The organism is Leptolyngbya sp. KIOST-1 (assembly GCF_000763385.1).
Lineage (GTDB): Bacteria > Cyanobacteriota > Cyanobacteriia > Phormidesmidales > Phormidesmidaceae > Nodosilinea.
Map to the genome: position 1 here is coordinate 799,862 of NZ_JQFA01000004.1, position 14,905 is coordinate 814,766.

A 14,905-nucleotide genomic window follows, 5' to 3' on the forward strand; every position below is an offset into this window, starting at 1 on the left:
GGTTATGAAAATCGCTCATGATGTTCCAAGACATAGCTATATGAATGTTATGGAACTCCTCGTTGCCGAAGAGGTGGACAAGCAGGTCAAAACCATGCACCCCCGCATGCTGAAATATCTCAAGCGGGTCGAGGTGGAGACCTACGCCCTCAACCGCCTGCCGTCGCTTTACGCCTCTAGCGAGAAGGGGTGGCAGCTGCAGTACGAAAAAGCCAAGCGCGAGCTGCACAACCAGATCAAAAGTGCGGTGCGTCAGGCTTTTGCGGCGGTTCAGGTAGACCCCATTCGCGCCTCACAGCCCCTGCGCGGGCAGGAGGACGAAGCCGCCAACGTGGCCCTCAACGCCCTGCGGGAAATTCTCAAGCAGCCCGATCTCAGCTGGGATGGCGCTATTAACCGGCTGCGGACGGTGCTGGGTCGCCGCAGTGATGGGGCCCTGCCGACCGCTGACGCCACCGATACCTCCCACCGCACGCGCTACCGGGACGGGGCGGCTAATATGACCAGCGCCGAGCGGGCCGACGGTAGTCATGCTCACTACTGGCGCCCTGGCACCTATGGCTCCGATGTGTCATGGCAAAAGACGCACACCCCCTCAGAGACAGGGTTCGACTGGAATGACGCCCGCTACTCCAAGTAGCTTGTTCCACGTCACGCTGGGCAAACACCGTTTGCCCCTACACCAGTCCCGTCTGGGCCAATAGTCCGGTCGGGATTCCCAGTTTGGCTACCCCCTGGCGCAGGCTGGCGGCGGTGGCCGGGTCGGTGGTGTCGTAGAGGGCGATCGCCCGCTGGAAGGCCTGGAGTGCCTCGGGCAACTGACCCAGCTTGAACAGGGCCACGCCCAGGTTCTGGTGAGCGGCCGCGTGGTTGGGGTCGAGGGCGATCGCCTGACGGTAGGCCGCAATTGCCTCGTCGAGGTAGCCCCGGGCTCGGTGGGCGGTGCCCAAGTTGTAGTGGGCCACCGCCAGGGTGGGGTCGGCGGCGATCGCCTGCTGAAACAGGTCGATAGCGGCCTCAAAATCCCCCTCAGCTTTCTTCAAACTGCCGCAGTTGATCCACGCGCCCAGCTTGAGCACCGGGGGCACCGCCTCGGCCAGGGCGGCCTGGTACTCGCGGGCGGCCTGCTCGGGCTGGGAGGCCAGGGCCAGGGCGCGGTGGTAGTGCAGCTCGTAGCGGGTGATCTCATCAAGGGCACCTGCCTGCTCCAGGGCGCGGTTCAGCAGGGGCAGAGCCGCTGCATTCTGGTCGGACTCGATGTAGAGGGCGGCCAGCTTGTTCAGTAGGTAGCCGTCGTCGGGGTGGTCGGCCAGGTAGCCTTCCATAATGGTGCGGGCGCGATCGAACTTGCCCCGCTGCATCACCACCGCCGGGTCGTAGCCCGTGTGGTGCAGGGCGGGCTCGGCCAGGGTCACCACCTGCCAGTGGGGAGACTGCGCCTGGAGGGCCGCAACGGCGTCGTCTACGGTTTCGTGGTAGGGGCGGCTGAAGCTGACCTCGCTCAGGCGGCGAAAAAATCGGGTGATCAGCGTGTAGGGGGCCTGGGGCGCACCCAGCTCCAGGCGCAGCAGGTTCACCGCCAGCACGTCGGCGGCGGCGACCTCCCCCAGGGGCTGCCCCCGGTCAAGGGCCATCAGCACCTGGGCGGTTTGGGGCAGCAGCACCTCGTCGGCATCGAGCACCAGCACCCAATCGCCGGTGGCGTGGCGCAGCGATGCGTTGCGGGCGGCAGCAAAGTCGTTGGTCCAGTCAAAGCGGTGAACCTGGGCTCCGTGGGCCTCAGCGATCGCCACCGTGTCGTCGGTGGAGCCGGTATCGACCACAATGATTTCTCCCACCACCCCCTGCACACTGGCCAGGGTGCAGGGCAGGCTTGCCGCCTCGTCTTTGACAATCATGCAGAGGCTGATCATTACCCTTCTCCCAGCGCCTGTTTCGCCCGCGCGATCGCCTGACGCACCTGCTCAAAGCCGGTGCCGCCGTAGCTATTGCGGGCTGAAACCACCTGCTGCGGGGCGATCGCCGCGTAGATGTCGTCCCCAAAGGCGGGATGGATTGCCTGCCACTCCGCCAGGGTGAGTTCCCGCAGCAGCTTGCCCGCCGCCAGCGAGGTTTTGACCACCTGGCCCACCAGGTTGTAGGCCTCGCGGAAGGGGATGCCCCGCGCCGCCAGGTAGTCGGCCACATCGGTGGCGTTGGCATAGTCTTCGTTGACGGCTTGGCGCAGGCGCGGCACCTGAAACACCACCCCCTCCCCCAGCAGAATGGTCATCGCCTCCAGACAGCCCTGGACGGTTTGCACGGTGTCAAAAATCGCCTCTTTGTCCTCCTGGAGGTCTTTGTTGTAGGCCAAAGGCAGCCCCTTCATCATCACCAGCAGCCCCTGTAGGTGGCCGAACACGCGCCCGGTTTTGCCCCGCACCAGCTCGGGTACGTCGGGGTTCTTCTTCTGGGGCATGATGCTGGAGCCGGTGGAGCAGCTGTCGTTGAGGGTGATAAAGCTAAACTCCTCCGAGGCCCAGAGAATCATTTCCTCCGATAGGCGCGACAGGTGCACCATGATCAGGCTGGCGGCGCAGGCAAACTCAATCGCAAAGTCGCGATCGCTCACCCCGTCCAGGCTGTTGCCGTAGACCCGCTCAAACCCCAGCAGCTCGGCTGAATACTGGCGATCGATGGGGAAGGTGGTGCCCGCCAGCGCGCCGCTGCCCAGGGGCAAAATGTTCACCCGCTTTTGGATGTCACCCAGCCGCTCCCAGTCCCGCTGAGCCATATCAAAGTAGGCCAGCAGATGGTGGGCCAGACTCAGGGGCTGGGCCCGCTGCAGGTGGGTATAGCCGGGGATCAGGGTTTCCACATGGACCTCGGCCAGATCGAGCAGGGTCTGCTGAAACTGGCGCAACTGCCCCTGAATGCCTTCGATCTGGGCCCGCAGGTAGAGGCGCACGTCGGTGCCCACCTGGTCGTTGCGGGATCGGGCCGTGTGCAGCTTTTTGCCCACATCGCCAATCAACTCGGTCAGCCGTCGCTCCACGGCGAAGTGCACGTCCTCGGCCTCCACGCCGGGGGCAAAGCTGCCGCAGCGGTACTCCTGGCGAATGGTCTCCAGACCGTTCACGATCTGCTCCCCTTCCTCAGGGCTGAGAATGCCGGTCTTGACCAGCATTTTGGCGTGGGCCTCAGAGCCGGTGAGGTCGTACTCGATCAGCTCGATGTCGAAGCCGATGCTGGCGTTGAACACCGCGATCGCAGGATGCAGCGCTGTTTCAAAGCGCTGGCTCCAGGTCTGGGGATTGGGCGTTTCCATGGGCAGGCTAGTGCGTTTAAGCGATTGCGGTTAAAAAGCGGTCAGGTTGCGGATCATATAGCCAAGCACAATGCCAAACAGCAGCGCCCACAGCTGGCCCGACTCGACAAAGTTATTCCAGATATCGACCATATCGCCGAGAATATCCTGGTCAAACTGCTGGGCCAGTACGGGGGAGAGGGGGGCTGAAGACGGCGAGAAGCCTGCCATTCCGGCTACGGCCAGGGGCTCCACTCCGGTAAAATAGCCGCTGAACCCATCCCCGGTATCCAGACTGACGGGGCGAAGGACTGTATCTATAGAAAGGGACTGAGCCGCGCTTTGAAACAGAGAGTTGGGCAGAGAAGAACCGTGAGGCTGGGGTATAGCGTCCATGGCACCGTGACGACCTGAACATGGTTAACACCCAACAGACTATCACCATACCGCAGCGACCGAGCCTCTGGAACCCAAAAACGGTCAGCGCTTTAGCGGTTTTGATCGGCCTCGGCCTGGCCGCGTACCAGGCGGGGCTGGGCCGACCCGGCTTGGTGCTGATCAACTGGGGCGGCTGGCCGCAGCTGCGGGAGTTCTGGCTGGCCAGTCTGCACCCCGACCTCAGCCCGGAGTTTGTGGCGCTGATGGGCCGCGCGGCGCTAGTCACCCTGGCCTACGCGGTGCTGGGCACCACCCTCAGCGTGGGGCTGGGGCTGGTGGGGGGAGTGCTCTCCTCGGCGGTGTGGTGGCAAACGCTGCTGCCTGGCGGCGGGCCGCGTCAGGGGCTGCGCCAGGGCCTGTGGCTGGGGGTGCGGGGGCTACTGGCCTTTCCCCGCGCCATCCACGAGCTGATCTGGGGACTGGTGCTGCTGCAGGTGCTGGGGCTGGACCCCATGGTGGGGGTGCTGGCGATCGCGATTCCCTTTGGCGCGATCGTGGCCAAGGTGTTCTCAGAAATTTTGGACGAAACCCCCCAGGAGCCGCTGTACGCGCTCCTGAACGCTGGTGCGCCGCCGCTGGCGGCCCTGGTCTACGGCCTGCTGCCCCAGGCGTTGCCCAACCTGCTCTCCTATACCTTCTACCGCTTTGAGTGCTCCCTGCGGTCCTCGGCGGTGCTGGGCATCATTGGAGCGGGGGGACTGGGCTACGAAATTTTTCTCAGCCTGCAGTCCCTGCGCTATGAGCAGCTGTGGACCGGATTTTACGCGCTGATTCTGCTCAACGGGGCCGTCGATGCCTGGAGTGGCCTGGTGCGCCGCCGCATGGGCTTTACCAGCCGCCTCGACATCAACCGCAAACCGGGGGATGTTGCCCCCCGGCCTGGACTGAAGGCCCCCCGCCAGGACCGATGGCTGCGGCTGTCCTGGTTGGGGGTGGTGCTGGCCATCCCCCTGAGCGGGTGGTTTCTGGGGCTGGATGTGGCGGTGCTGTGGTCGGCTCGCACCCAGCGGCTGCTGGGCGAACTCCTGGCCACCGGCTGGCCGTCCCCGCCGAGCTGGCCTGAGATCATAAATCTGGCCCAGCTCGCCTGGCTGACGCTGGCCATGTCCATGGTGGCGATCGCCCTGGCAGGCCTCTTCGGCATTTTCGTCTCGCTGCCGGCGGCCCAAAACCTGCTGCTGCCGGGGGGGCTCCTGCAGCCGATCGGGCAACATCGGCCCTGGCCCTGGGTGGAGTACGGACTGCTGGGCCTCAGCCGACTGGTGCTGCTCATCAGCCGCGCCATCCCGGCCCCGATCTGGGCGCTGGTGCTGCTGTACATGCTGTTTCCGGGGGTGCTGCCCGGAGCCCTGGCCCTGGCCCTGCACAACTTCGGCATTCTGGGCCGGCTGATGGCCGAGGTGAACGAAAACCTGGACGATCGCCCTGTGCGTGCCCTTTCGGCCCTGGGGGCTGGCCCCGGCGCGGTCGTAGCCTACGGCATTTTGCCGCAGAATTTGGGGCGCTTTCTAGCCTACATTCTCTATCGCTGGGAAGTGTGCCTGCGCGAAACCGTGATTGTGGGTCTGGTGGGAGCCGGGGGGCTGGGCCGCCTGCTGACGGAGCAAATCAGCAGCTTCGACTACCGCGGCGTGACGATTACCCTGGCGGTGTTTGTCGCCCTCACCTTTGGCGTGGATGCGGTGAGCCAGCAGCTGCGCGGAGTGCTGAGGGAGTGAGGGGTAGAGGGTAAGGGGTCAGGGGTAGAGGGTAAGGGGTCAGGGGTAGAGGGTAAGGGGGCAGGTGCAAGCCGCAGCCGTCAACCCAAAACCCCACTCCCCACTCCCCACTCCCCACTCCCTACTCCTTACTCCTTACCTCGCCAGTCGGGACACTCCCCACCCCCCTGCCAACCGTGGGGATGGATGGCGCACACCAGAATACAGCGCTTGGCGCGGCTGGTCCCGTAGGCAATGCCATGGTAGTTGGTGCAGCCCTGGCAGGGGCTGGGCCGATGGGTGGGGATTGCCTGAAACCCCACCTGCGATCGCAGAATTTGCTGCTTGCTCTGTTTGCGATGCCACTGCTCGTAGGCCCGTCGGCGGCACAGATCGTTGGCTCGGTAGAAGAGTTCGTTGGTCACGCTCATGACCTATCCTCCCTGTAGGGGCTGATGACGCGGGACGCGCCGGGGTAGCTGTGGATGAAGGCTAATCAGTCAGCCGCTGCCAACCGCTTATCTGCACAGTACCAGCGATGGCCCTAAAACTAGACTACCCAACGGAGCAGAGCGATTCGGTAAACGTTAATGGGTTGCAATGTCGCGTTTTGACCCTGGGGCGTATTGTCAATTCTAATTACACGTCTTATCTCGTCAGGGTTGCCACGCCCGACACCAAACTCAGGCTAGCGCGCCACCCAACCTACGGGAACCCTAATTTTTAGCTTTGACGCTGCACTAGTCTAGAGTAGCGGCTGAGGAGAATGGATTCCCGTAGACCCATCCGGCCGCAGTGTTATGCAGAAGCCGCATTGATTATCGCAAATAACGCATATTACGGAACCGCAACAGTCAATGGTGTGCTAGGCGACAAAATTACAGCATTTGTTAATGGCACAGCCTCTTCATTAAGGGGAAAATAAGCGCAAGCTGCTAGTCAAACCCTAAAAACTATCAGTAAACTGGGATACGGAATCTAAAGATTCTTGTCTGGCTTATTTGACCTTTGTCTTGTGCAGCTCCTCCGTCGTTAACTGGGTTTAGGTATGCTTCAGTCCCTCCACTATTCCATCGACATCATTCGTGACGAAGCCCGACAGCTGATTCAAAAGGGCGTAGTTAGCCGTCAGCAGCCCATCTATACCCTCTGCCGTCACATCCCCGCCCGCGAGTGGGCACTGGTGGAGACTGAGCTAGAGTCTTCGGGTTTTCTACTGCGCGATCGCGTGGGCGATCTCATGGGCCGCGAAGACTGGGAAAACGACTAGACTGTCACTCCCGTGGCCATTTCAACCGTTATCCAAACAAACTGAGCTGGGTCGAGGAGGCTTCTTCCTCGGCCCTTTGTTGTGCGACCACATCCCACAGCAGCGGGGGCAGTGGGGCACCGGCCTGCTGTAGCTGGTGATAGACCTCGCGGGCCACCGCTGGGGACCGGGCCTCCTGGGGACAGTGGGCAAAGAAATAGACGTCGGTACCCCCCGCCAGCCACTGGCACAGCCGGGGCACCCACTCGTCGAAGTAGGGCTGGTTGTAAGCCAGGTTAGGGTGGCTGATGTAGCGCACGATCGTAAACGCCGCCGTCACCTCAGGCTGTAGCGGCAGCTTGGGCTTTTTGCGCTCTGAGCCGATCTGCGGGTCGTCACTGGGGGTATTGATGCAGTCGTAGATCGGTCGGGTATCCAGCAGCACCCGACCCACCCCCAGGCCGGTGAGCAACTGGTTGAGGCGGGTGGCGTGGGGCTCGGCAAACCACCCCAAGTGGCGCACCTCCACGGCGATCGGGGACTGCTGCCGGGGCCAGCGGGCGAGAAAATCCCTCAGATCGGCCAGGTGCTCGGGGCCGTAGGTGGGCGGCAGCTGAATGAACAGTGGCCCCAGGCGATTCTCCGCTGGAGCTGCGCCAACGCCCAGGGGCATCAGCGTCTGTAGAAATCGGTGGGATGCTTCGACAAAGGGCACCAGTTTGCCCTGGTGGGAAAACGCGCGGGGCAGCTTAGGGCAAAACCGAAACCCTGGGGGCATGGTGGCCGCCCAGCGATCGATGGTTTTGGCGTCAGGCATGGAGTAGAAGGTGGTGTTGCCCTCCACGGCGGTCATGCGATCGCCGTAGAGTCGCAAAAAGTCTCCCGCCTTGCTGCCCCTGGGGTAAAAGCTGCCCACCCAGTCTTTGAACGCCCACACGGCGCACCCGGTAAAGTAACGTCCTGCCATGGCTTTCCTACTACCCTGCCCGATTCTAGTTTAAGGAAGGGTTGCCCGGAGTTTTGGACGCTCCCGTCAGGGTTCGTTATGCTGAAACCCCACTTGGCAAAGGTAATCTTTGTCCCTCTCCCTGCCGTTTACCGTGCTATCCATGGAATCTTCCTCTGTTCTGGCTGCTCTCCATCCCGACTCGATGGTGATTGCCCCTGGCACCCAGGTCAACCTGAAAGACTTTGACTCGGGCTTTACCGGTGCCCTGAAGAAAAAAGAGGCCAAGGACCTTTTGCAGGTCAGCGTAGGGGAACTGGCCAAGTACCAGGACGTGCTCTACGCCCAAAACACCTACGCCCTGCTGCTGATCTTTCAAGCGATGGACGCAGCGGGTAAAGACAGCACGATTAAAAACGTGCTGTCGGGGGTGAACCCCCAGGGTTGCCACGTGGTCAGCTTTAAGCAGCCCTCCAGCGAAGAACTCGACCACGACTACCTGTGGCGGGCCAGCAAAGCCCTGCCCGAGCGCGGCAAAATCGGCGTGTTTAACCGCTCTTACTACGAAGAGGTGCTGATCGTGCGGGTGCATCCCGAAATTTTGAACACCCAGCAGCTGCCCGACAGCCTCAAGAGCGAAAACCTTTGGCAGCAGCGATTTGAAGACATCAACAACTTCGAAAAATACTTGGTCAACAACGGCATTCTGGTGATGAAATTCTTTCTCAACGTGTCGAAGGAGGAGCAGCGGCAGCGGTTTCTCAAGCGGATTAATCGCCCCGACAAAAACTGGAAATTTTCGGTCGGCGACGCCAAAGAGCGCGGCCACTGGGACGACTACCGCATCGCCTACGAAGACGCCCTTACCCACACCAGTACCGACTGGGCCCCCTGGCACGTCATACCCGCTGACCACAAGTGGTTTACCCGCCTGGCGGTGGCCAGTCTAGTCCAGCAGAAGCTGGAGTCGCTAGATCTGGCCTACCCCGTACTGGAGGAAAACCATTTGGAGCGGCTGCAGGAGGCAAAGGTGATGCTGGAAAGTGAGGAGGAGTAGGTGAGTGGGGGGTGGATAAGGGAATGGAGGGATGAGGGGATGAGGAAGTCTTAGGTTTTGGATTTGGACTTACCCTTCCTCACCTCCTCATCTTCCTCACCTCCTCACCATTCCGTTTTCCGCCAACCGCGCGGCGACTCGAAACAACTGCGCCTCCTGATACGGTGCGGCTATCAGCTGAACACCCACGGGCAGTTGTCCCGGTCGGTGAATGGGCACAGAGAGCACCGGCAACCCGATAAACGAAAGGGGCTGGGTGTAAAACCCCAGGTGGGGGCGCAGGGGGTAGGTGTCGCCGTCGATCTCTAAGATGGTTTGGTCGAGGGGTGGGGCGACGCAGGGGGTGGTTGGGGCAATCAGTACGTCGTAGGGCTGAAAGATGTCGCGGACGCGATCGCGGTACCAGCGCCGCAGCCGCTGGGCCTGCAGGTACCAGGCGGCAGGAATCATCGCTCCGGCCAAAAAGCGATCGCGGGTGGCTGGGTCAAAGTCCATCGGGCTCTGGCGCAGTCGTTCCAGATGCAGTTGGCTGCCCTCGCAGGCGGTGATGATGTAGGCGGCGGCCCGAGCCCGGTGGGTTTCGGGAAATTCTACCTGTGCAGAGACTCCTAGGGCATGGAGTACTTCGGTCAAAACCTTGCGCACCAGCGGCTCCATGCCCCGCTCAAAATGCCCCCCCAGTTGGGCAATCCGCAGCCCCTCGGTTCCCTGGGTAAGGGCGGGAGTGACGGGCACTGGGGGCCGTTGGGTACAGACGGGGTCGCCTGGGTCTGGCCCCTGCATAGTGTCGTAGATGGTGGCGAGGTCGGCGAGGGACCTGGCCATTGGCCCCACATGGTCTAAGCTGCTGGAGAATAAAAACGACCCTGCCCGCGACAGCCTGCCGTAGGTGGGCTTGAGGCCGTAGATCCCGCACAGCGCAGCGGGTACGCGAATCGAGCCATTGGTGTCGGAGCCGAGGCTAAAGGGCACCAGCCCCGCCGCCACCGCCGCCGCCGACCCGCCCGAGGAGCCGCCCGCCATCCGCGTCGGGTCGTGGGGATTGGGGGTGGTGCCGTAGTGGGCGTTGATGGTGACAAAGCCGTAGGCGTACTCGTCCATATTCAGCGCTCCCACCAGCACCGCCCCGGCCTGCTGGAGGCGGGCGATCGCCGTAGCATCCTTTACCGCTGGGGGATGGCTCTGGTTGAGCTTGGCCCCCGCGATTGTAGTCAGCCCCGCAATGTCAAACAGGTTTTTGACGGCAAAGGGAACGCCCGCCAGGGGGCCGGGGTTTTCCCCTGCGGCGACGGCAGTGTCGATGGCCTGGGCCTGCGATCGCGCCCGTGCTGCCGTCACCGCCGTAAAGCAGTTCAGCGCTGGGTCGCGAGTGGCGATATCGTCCAGCGCCCCCTCCACCACCGTGGCCGCACACAGTTTCCCGGCCTTAACGGCAGCGGCCAGGGCCAGGGAATCGGGCGGTTTGCTCATGGCTCAAAGGTGGCAGCACTTTCCACCGGATCTGGCAGCGGAAAGGTCAGCACGGGCTGGGCCAGCTCCCACAGGTGCTCCACATTGGCCACCACCCCCGGTTTAATCTCGGCGGGAATGGAAAGCCCCAGGGATGTGGCGATCGCATCAATATAGTTGGTCAGGGCAGTTGAGTCAGGCGGTCCAGCGCTCATGTCGCTCAATAACATCTACAACGTACTAATCCAGTTCACCCTTTTGCTTTGCCAAAAATGGCTCAGTAAAGCGAACGCAATCCAGACATGAGCTAAGTTTATCCCAGTTCTGCAATGAGCAATAATGCTCAGGGCGGCTCAGAGGTGTGTAGCCCAATGGCTACTTTTGCGCTTGCAGAAAAAAATATCTCCAACGCCGTGCTCCTGATGGTCATACCCTCTACTCCGACAAAGGTGGCCACCATTGAGATCGTGGGATGGATAATCGGTTAAACCGTTGCGGCTAAATCAGCCCCTTGTTCGTGGGGAATCCCTCCCTGTAGCCCCTGATCCGCAAACAGCGCCCCTTCACCCCACACTATCCAACTCCTGCTGCCAGATCTGCTCCTGCAGGGCCTCGTTCTCCAGGCTGAGGGCCACCGCTCGCTGCTTCAGGCCGTCGCGTTCGGCAGCGATCTCCTGGCAGCGGTACTTGAGGCTGGTCTGCTGGTGGAACTGCTGCCCCAGCTCGGTGCTGAGTTCGGCGATTTTTTGCCGCTGGGCCTCAATGATGGCCCGCAGTGCCACGGGATCGTCCGCCTCTGAGGGTTGCTCTGGGGAAGCGGGGGGCAGGGCGAGAGACATGGGCGGTTCGATCCCCCCCCCTACCCCCTGGTGGGATGCGTTGACGTAGGCCTGCATCCGGGCCAGGGTAACCTGGTGGCGGGTGAGGGTGTTGTCGAGGTGCTGAATGTGCTGCTGGGCCGCCTGGAGCTGGCTGCTAAGGCTAACCGTGAGCGATCGCGCGATCATCACCTCAGAGTTCAAATCCAAATTTTGCCCGGAGGGGCGACCCAGGGCCAAGTTCTGGTAGTGGTTCTTGAGCCGCACCAGGTAGTCCTGCACCTCGGCCTGGCCCTGCTGAATCCGCACCCGCAGCCGCTCTAGCTCCAGCTGCTGGTCGGTCACCAGGCCTGTCACCCCACCCAGCAGCTGGTCGAGAACCTCGTGCTGCCACTGGTCTTTGGCCTCGAGCTGCTGCTTGAGGTTGACAATGATTTTTTGCTGAACGTTGGAATATTCTTCGGTTTGGACGAGATGAGCCTGGAGCATCTGGTGGTTAGCCAACTGCTCCTGCATGTCTTCTAGGGATTCTTTGGCCTGGTCGAGGGCCTGCTGCAGCAAACAAACACGTTGAACCAGCTTGAAGTCCAGCGAGCTTTCCTGGAACATAAGCGAAACCGATGAAGAGGAACTCGGAGCAGGGTGACGATTTTGAACGGTAGACGGAAACGGTAGGGGCGGTCGTAGGGGCGCTTTGGCGGGGGTAAGCTGTACCCTATCAGGCCGGGCCTGGACGCAACTGTGGGGGGCACTACTTTAGGACTGAACCCTACTGAAACTTTACACGGCGGCGGGGATTAGATCGATAGGGGCCGCACCCTGCTTCAACCGCGACGGTGGCCTGGCTAAAAGCCCGGAATCAGGCTCCACAGGCTGAGGCCCAGCAGGACCGTGCAGGCGTGCTGAAGCCAGCGCTGCAAACTCGACTGGCGACCAATTTTGGTGGTTAGCCACACCGACAACCCCATTCCCAACAGCAGCGTTGCTCCCTGTAGAAAGGCTACCACTGCTGGGTGGGCAACCCAAACCGGCAGATTTGCCCCTGAGAGTCCAAAGGTGGCTAAAGACACGGGCAAAACGCGCCCCCCCTCCCCCAGACCCAGGCGCAAATAATGGGCCAAATTGGCCGCCCACACCAGGGGCAGATAGCCGTAGGCCAGCCGCACCACAGGTCGGGGGGATAGGCCCCGGGACTTGCGCCAGAGCCCCTGCGCCCCCTCCACCCCCAGGGGTAGCAGGGCGGGCAGCGCCAGCACCCCCAGGGAGACCAGGCTGTGGCCCAGCACTGTCTCTGTGGGCAGCTGAATGCCCAGCCGGGTCTGGATTTCAGGCAGACGGTGCAGGTACACTGCCCCCAGCAGCAAAAACATCAGCGCCACCTCAGCGGCGCGGGGGCGGTGGGTGGTCCACAGCTCGATACCGGGGGGGCGCAGGTTTAGTTCGACGGAGCGGTGGGGGCAGGCCTTGAGACAGGTCATGCAGAGCACGCAGTCGCGGTTGTCTTCCAACTGGGCCGGGTGGGAGTACAGGGGGCAACCGTTGGTCTCCTGGCCCTCCCCTTTGGCGGGGCCGCCCTTGTAGCACTGGTAGGTGGTGCACTCCGCCGAGCAGGTGCCCTGCTGCGCCCGCAGCTCGGTCACGGAGAGCTTGGCGAACATCCCGTTCATGCCGCCGATGGGGCACAGGTAGCGGCACCAAAACCGGCGCTCAAACAGGGCCGAGAAGATCATCGCTCCGGCGGTGATCAGCAGCAGCAGGCAGGCGGAGAGGTAGGCGGTGTTTTCTAGATTCCACACCTCTTCCCACACCAAGATCAGGGCAAATAGGGCGAACAGAAACCAGGCGCCCCAGCGCTCGGCGGCCTGACGGGGCCAGCGTTTGAGTTTTCCCGGAAATAGCCGCTGCGAAATCCACTGGGTGACTTCGCCGTAGATCATAAACGGGCACACCGCGCACCACAGCCGCCCCACAACCGGAAAGCTCAGCAGCACCAGGGGCCACCACCAGGCCCAAAACACGGTCAGCGCCACGTTCTGGTCTCGCGCCTGGGGGCCAAGCCAGAGCACCGCCACGACGACGGCAAACAGGCCCAGGGTAAGGCCGTAGTTGATGCGATCGGGCCACCAGGGGCTGCGCAGAAACCGGCGCAGGCCGGGGTAGCGGTTGAGCAGGTTCAGCCGCAGCTGTTTCTTTTTGCTTTGGGCGGGCCAGATGATTTCTTCGGTGATCAGGCCGCCGCCGGAGAGCTGGGCCGCCGCCCGCTCCACCAGGTTCTCCAGCTCCCGCAGGTTGTTGGGGAAGTCGTAGGACTGCAGGCGGCGAATGGCCTCGGGGGCAACGGTGATGCGCCCGGTACCCCGGCGGCGGCAGATTAGCGACAGGTAGTAGTTGACCCAGTCTTCGATGTCGGCCTTGCGCACCCGCAGGGGCGGCACCTTGATGGTGTCGTCGATGGCTTCATTGAGGGTGGGCAGCCCCTGCTCGGAGAGCAGAATAATTCGGGCTTCGGAGGTGACCAGCGGGGCGTCGCCGTTGCGGCCCACGGGGCGGTACTGCCCGGTTTTGAGCAGCTCGGCCACGGGTTCGACCAGCTCGGCATCCAGTTCGTTGGGGTTGTTGAGCACCAGGGTGCCTGCCCCCAGCGCCCCCAGCAGGCCCAGCCTGCCGCCCGATCGCCCAAATAGGTCAGCCCCGCTGGCCTGGAGCTGGCCGCAGTCGACTTTGATGATGGGCTGCCGCCGCTGGATGGAGCCAAAGTGAATCAGGGCGGCCAGGTTGTCTTTTTCCAGCCCCGGCTCGCCAAAGATCAGCACCGATCGCCGATGGCTGGCGGCTTGGCGAATTTCGGCCCGCAGGCGATCGCCGTAGCGGCTGCGGCCAATGACTCCCCGCTTGGCCTTGGCCACCAGGTAGGGGCGCAGCACCCCCTGGCGCTCCTGCTCGCGGTCAAACTGAAAGGACAGCCGCTTGACCGCGTCCACCAGCTGCCGGGTAAAGGTCTGCAAAATGCCGGGGTATTGCTCGACCAGGGCCTGAAACTGGGCGCGATCGATAAACCACAGGGTGCTGTCCGTGAGGGTGCGGATGGTTTGGGCCACGGGCTGTTCCAGCAGCAGCGCCTCCAGGTTCAGCACCGCGCCGGGCAAAAAGCTGACGCCCCCCAGGTCCGCCTCGGTTTCGAGCTTGCCCTGCCAGAGAATGTACAGTCCCTCGGGGTCTCGTTCGGCCTCGACCACCGTATCCCCCGCCGCCAGGGTGAGGGGCTCTAAACGCTGGGCCAGGGGCGTCAGGGTGGTCGCAGGCAGCAAACTCAGGGGCGTGCGCTCCTGCAAAAAGATCACCCGGTCGGATACAGTCATGACATTCACCCACGATTCCCACGGTGTAGCCCCCATGATGATGGCAAATGACCTCTGGGTGCCTCTGGTATTACTCAGCTTAATCATTGCGGCGGCGATCGCCTTCAGCCGCGCCAAGTAGACCTGGGGCGTGTCATCAATTGTGGTCAAAATCCTTTGATAACAGCGGGGCTACGCCCACTCGGAATGAAAACTCAGAGGTTTTGAGAGCATTTATGAATTTCTTATGTTTTTGATTTAAAGTCTTGATGCTGAAAACAGTGGCATGCTGTTGCTGTTCTTTCTGCAGATCCATCGATCGGCTCAGGCGTTAAAAAACCTGTTCAAATCGTGAAAACTGTAGGACAAATATGTTCCCTGCATCGGCAGAATGCCCGCCTCGCCCACGCGAGTGTCAGGGTTTTTCTGTCGAAATAAAGGTTGCTTTGGTCGCTTTGGATAAGCAACGGCAGGACTCAGGATGAATTTACTTGGTTTATTTTCTGTGCTTTAGACATTGCTGAACTGGCTTGAACCAACCTTAAAGATTGTGGGCGTGATGGCCCTGCGGCTCGATGGATTGAAACTGGTTTCTATGGTCTTCTTTGACGTCCAAACATTCTGGTG

Annotated in this window: 14 protein-coding genes; 5 read left to right on the forward strand and 9 right to left on the reverse strand. The window is 62.1% G+C overall.

All coding sequences use genetic code 11. The annotated features are described in order from the left end of the window. Positions 1 to 49: 49 nt before the first annotated feature. Positions 50 to 640, forward strand: coding sequence for a late competence development ComFB family protein (locus tag NF78_RS28470; RefSeq protein ID WP_052050786.1), 591 nt, complete (start codon positions 50 to 52; stop codon positions 638 to 640). 37 nt (positions 641 to 677) lie between these two features. Here the strand turns inward: NF78_RS28470 and NF78_RS20525 are convergent, their stop codons facing one another. Genes NF78_RS20525 through NF78_RS31945 form a run of 3 tightly spaced genes read right to left on the reverse strand, consistent with a single transcriptional unit; the run spans position 678 to position 3,682 of the window. Then, a complete protein-coding gene (locus NF78_RS20525; protein ID WP_035991307.1) occupies positions 678 to 1,913 on the reverse strand; it encodes a tetratricopeptide repeat protein in 1,236 nt (411 codons plus the stop codon). Further along, positions 1,913 to 3,307 (reverse strand): argininosuccinate lyase, encoded by a 1,395-nt coding sequence (argH, locus tag NF78_RS20530; RefSeq protein WP_035991308.1) that lies wholly within the window; start codon positions 3,305 to 3,307, stop codon positions 1,913 to 1,915. Before argH ends, NF78_RS20525 begins: the two co-directional genes overlap by 1 nt. 30 nt (positions 3,308 to 3,337) lie before the next feature. Further along, complete coding sequence (locus NF78_RS31945; protein WP_197064930.1) at positions 3,338 to 3,682, reverse strand: hypothetical protein; 345 nt, start codon at positions 3,680 to 3,682, stop codon at positions 3,338 to 3,340. Between the two features lie 20 nt (positions 3,683 to 3,702). Here NF78_RS31945 and NF78_RS20540 point away from each other — a divergent pair, with 20 nt between their 5' ends. Then, positions 3,703 to 5,442, forward strand: a complete 1,740-nt coding sequence (locus NF78_RS20540) for a PhnE/PtxC family ABC transporter permease (RefSeq protein WP_035991310.1) — start codon at positions 3,703 to 3,705, stop codon at positions 5,440 to 5,442. Positions 5,443 to 5,570: 128 nt separating this feature from the next. Here the strand turns inward: NF78_RS20540 and NF78_RS20545 are convergent, their stop codons facing one another. Further along, entirely contained in the window at positions 5,571 to 5,852 is a 282-nt protein-coding gene (locus tag NF78_RS20545) for a hypothetical protein (RefSeq protein WP_035991312.1), read from the reverse strand. Between the two features lie 617 nt (positions 5,853 to 6,469). On the opposite strand from NF78_RS20545, the gene NF78_RS20550 reads away from it, so the two are divergent. Beyond that, positions 6,470 to 6,691, forward strand: coding sequence for a DUF4327 family protein (locus NF78_RS20550; RefSeq protein WP_197064931.1), 222 nt, complete (start codon positions 6,470 to 6,472; stop codon positions 6,689 to 6,691). Positions 6,692 to 6,719: 28 nt separating this feature from the next. Here NF78_RS20550 and NF78_RS20555 read toward each other — a convergent pair whose 3' ends face one another. After that, a complete protein-coding gene (locus NF78_RS20555) occupies positions 6,720 to 7,637 on the reverse strand; it encodes a DUF72 domain-containing protein (RefSeq protein WP_035991315.1) in 918 nt (305 codons plus the stop codon). Positions 7,638 to 7,779: 142 nt separating this feature from the next. Here NF78_RS20555 and NF78_RS20560 point away from each other — a divergent pair, with 142 nt between their 5' ends. Continuing rightward, positions 7,780 to 8,673, forward strand: coding sequence for a polyphosphate kinase 2 family protein (locus tag NF78_RS20560; protein WP_035991321.1), 894 nt, complete (start codon positions 7,780 to 7,782; stop codon positions 8,671 to 8,673). Positions 8,674 to 8,769: 96 nt separating this feature from the next. Here NF78_RS20560 and NF78_RS20565 read toward each other — a convergent pair whose 3' ends face one another. From NF78_RS20565 to NF78_RS20580, 4 genes are all read right to left on the reverse strand, one after another. Next, positions 8,770 to 10,143 (reverse strand): AtzE family amidohydrolase, encoded by a 1,374-nt coding sequence (locus NF78_RS20565; RefSeq protein WP_035991323.1) that lies wholly within the window; start codon positions 10,141 to 10,143, stop codon positions 8,770 to 8,772. Then, a complete protein-coding gene (locus NF78_RS20570) occupies positions 10,140 to 10,337 on the reverse strand; it encodes a DUF4089 domain-containing protein (protein WP_035991324.1) in 198 nt (65 codons plus the stop codon). The genes NF78_RS20565 and NF78_RS20570 overlap by 4 nt, the downstream gene beginning before the upstream one ends. Positions 10,338 to 10,685: 348 nt before the next feature. Further along, positions 10,686 to 11,549, reverse strand: coding sequence for a hypothetical protein (locus NF78_RS20575; RefSeq protein WP_156119899.1), 864 nt, complete (start codon positions 11,547 to 11,549; stop codon positions 10,686 to 10,688). 236 nt (positions 11,550 to 11,785) lie between these two features. After that, positions 11,786 to 14,299, reverse strand: a complete 2,514-nt coding sequence (locus NF78_RS20580; protein ID WP_035991328.1) for a cyclic nucleotide-binding domain-containing protein — start codon at positions 14,297 to 14,299, stop codon at positions 11,786 to 11,788. On the opposite strand from NF78_RS20580, the gene NF78_RS33070 reads away from it, so the two are divergent. Further along, positions 14,298 to 14,420, forward strand: a complete 123-nt coding sequence (locus NF78_RS33070; protein WP_263970666.1) for a hypothetical protein — start codon at positions 14,298 to 14,300, stop codon at positions 14,418 to 14,420. The two genes, NF78_RS20580 and NF78_RS33070, sit on opposite strands and share 2 nt — an antisense overlap. Positions 14,421 to 14,905 lie beyond the last annotated feature (485 nt).